The sequence below is a fragment of the bacterium genome (assembly GCA_040757115.1).
Lineage (GTDB): Bacteria > UBA9089 > CG2-30-40-21 > CG2-30-40-21 > SBAY01 > JBFLXS01.
On sequence record JBFLYA010000371.1, the window covers coordinates 1 to 2,614 of the forward strand.

At 37.6% G+C, this 2,614-nt stretch carries 1 protein-coding gene; it reads right to left on the bottom strand.

Annotated features, from left to right (window positions below; all coding sequences use genetic code 11):
- On the bottom strand, positions 1-2,379 hold a 2,379-nt coding region (locus AB1422_18765; GenBank protein ID MEW6621343.1), incomplete at its 3' end, for a fibronectin type III domain-containing protein.
- Positions 2,380-2,614: the final 235 nt, after the last annotated feature.

Genomic DNA, 2,614 nt, shown 5'->3' on the forward strand with positions numbered 1-2,614 from the left:
CACCGAGATTGTGCCATCTCTTGCCTCGACCGTTAGAGTCCCGCGCATAGTTTTTGTCCCGGCGGAAAAAGTAACCGTAGAGGTATTTGTTGGAGTAATCGTGCCTAACAGCTCTGGTTCACACCACCAACTATAAGTCAAACTGCCCAATTCCTCACCAAAAGAACCATAACCCTGCCCCGTATAGGTAACACTACCTCCCGCGAGGACATTTGAAGAACCAGTGATTGCGGCAAAACTCAACGCAGTAGGAGAACGAGTCACCTCATTCGATTTATCACTCCATTTACTTTTATTAGTAGAACTCGCCGGGTCATAAGCATAAGCAACAAAATAATATAATTTTCCATTGTCTAAATTTGAGATAGTTGTTTCGGTTGAATAAGAAGAAGTTGAACTTCCACTTTCTGCCACAATCCCTGCATCCTGCTTATCATCATAATTTTCACTACTTACACCAGTTCGAGAACCATAATACACCCAGAATCCTACCTGATGATTAAAATCATTATTTTGTATGGTGAACTTCACCCAGGTGTTACCGTTAATTACATTATAGATTCGTGGTGTTTCAAGAATTGCCTTAGTCGTTGCCCCTACACAATTTGACAGGTCAGACCAATTCCCGGCATCATCTACGGCCTTAATACCAAAATAATATAAAGTTTTTGGGGATAAATTTCCAACAGAATAATAATAATATTTTCCATCTACGGTCAGGGTATCAGGAGATAAAGTCTCACTTCCAAAAACATTACCCCAATTATTATTGGTAATAGGTGTAGTTGCATAATTGATGACATAATATGTAGGTGTGCCAATATCAAAATCATCTCCTGTTGGTAACCATTGTAAAGTCACAGTCCCTAATTCTATTTCTCTAAGCTCAAGTGTGATTTGGTCAGGAGAAACTGTATCACTCCCAATCCAGGGAGAATATTCTACATAATCACTCACTTTATCCCCATAAATAGTCGATGTCCCTTCAGGTGTAGGACCTGAAGGATGTCCCCACCAGTTATTAGTCGCCGTAATTGTTCCAACTCCCAAAGAAGTGTCGTTATAAATCCCATAACAAGTATTTCCAATTATATTACTGTTAGTAATGTTTGGGCTGAGTATTCCCATAGTTTTCGCATAAATACCGTATTTACTCTTCATCAATGAACTACTTCCTATTTGAGGACAGGAACTATCAGAATAGATACAGGATGGTTCTACATTATCATAGGTAGCAGTTCCCGCTCTTATTGTGGTCCAGGTAATTGTTGGTGAACCATTATTAATTATAGTTACACCATGAGAATACACATTGGAGATATCTGTATTTGATATTTCAGGGGCAGAACTATCACACCAAATGGCAGGGGTAGGACCGTTACTATCATTTCCTCCATATTCAATCTTACAATATTTAAGGTAAGAATTCTGACTATATCCAGTAAATTTTATATACCCCCAGTCACCCGGATTAACCGGTATTTGATTAGAAGTAAAGGTAATCCGTCCTCCGTCAGTACCATTTGCCTGTAAACAACCTGAGCGGGCTGAAGAGACATCACCTATTATAATAGCTCTATTCTTATCAACTTTTATAGTTACTCCCGCATCAATAGTTAATGTTCCGGGAGATACCGAATCCCCAATTAATAAATCATTTTCAGTAATCAGATATGGTATTCCCTGATTATGCCAGGTTATATCTTCATTGATACCAGTGTAAAGAACACCCCATATACAGATGACATTACGCCTTGAATCTTTTACCCCATTATTTATAATTGTATTATCTTTCATATCTAACATTGGACCTGTAAGGACAGGATATCCATCATTATCTCTTATTAGACAATGCTGAAGGTAGAGTATGGGATGAGTGAAAGTGTTAATAATAGAATAAATTCCAGCATTATCACTATTTGAAATAGTACAGCTTGCTATCACGGGTAATTGAACACAGAGATTACAGTAAATATTTCCATTTCCACTACCCCCACCCCCATATTCTATCTGACAATAGGTCAGTTTTGAAGGTTTCGAAGTCATATTAAATACAATTCCTTCCCAGTCTCCTTTGTTCTTTGGATTTTGATTGGAGGTAAAGGTAATCGTTCCATCTGGAGTTCCCTCAGCTATCAGGATTCCATTAATATTCATTGCCGTCGCAGTTTTAAATCTTACCTCTACACCAGGCTCAATCGTTAATGTCCCATTAACATATATCGTTCCCGTAGCAATATAAGGGCTGTTACCTTTAGTCCATGTCCCAGACTGCCCATCCGCGACGACTGTCCCACTTACATACTCTCCCCGGGCAAAAGATGAAATAAAAATAACCATTAATGCACTACTGCATAAAACTTTAATTATCTTCTGCATATTTCCTCCGTTTCTCTGCATCTCTAAAGTATTAAGTTTTGTAAGCGTTCAGGTGGTGTAACAAAAGGAGATGTGGAGATTAAGGAGATATTATAAAAAAATTGAAATTATAGAAACTAATAGAAATTTATGGAAATTTGTTGTTTTCCACAATCAATTTCTACCTATTTCTATAAATTTCAATCTATTTCTATTATCTTATCTCCATATCACTCTTATCTCCTTATCCCCTTTC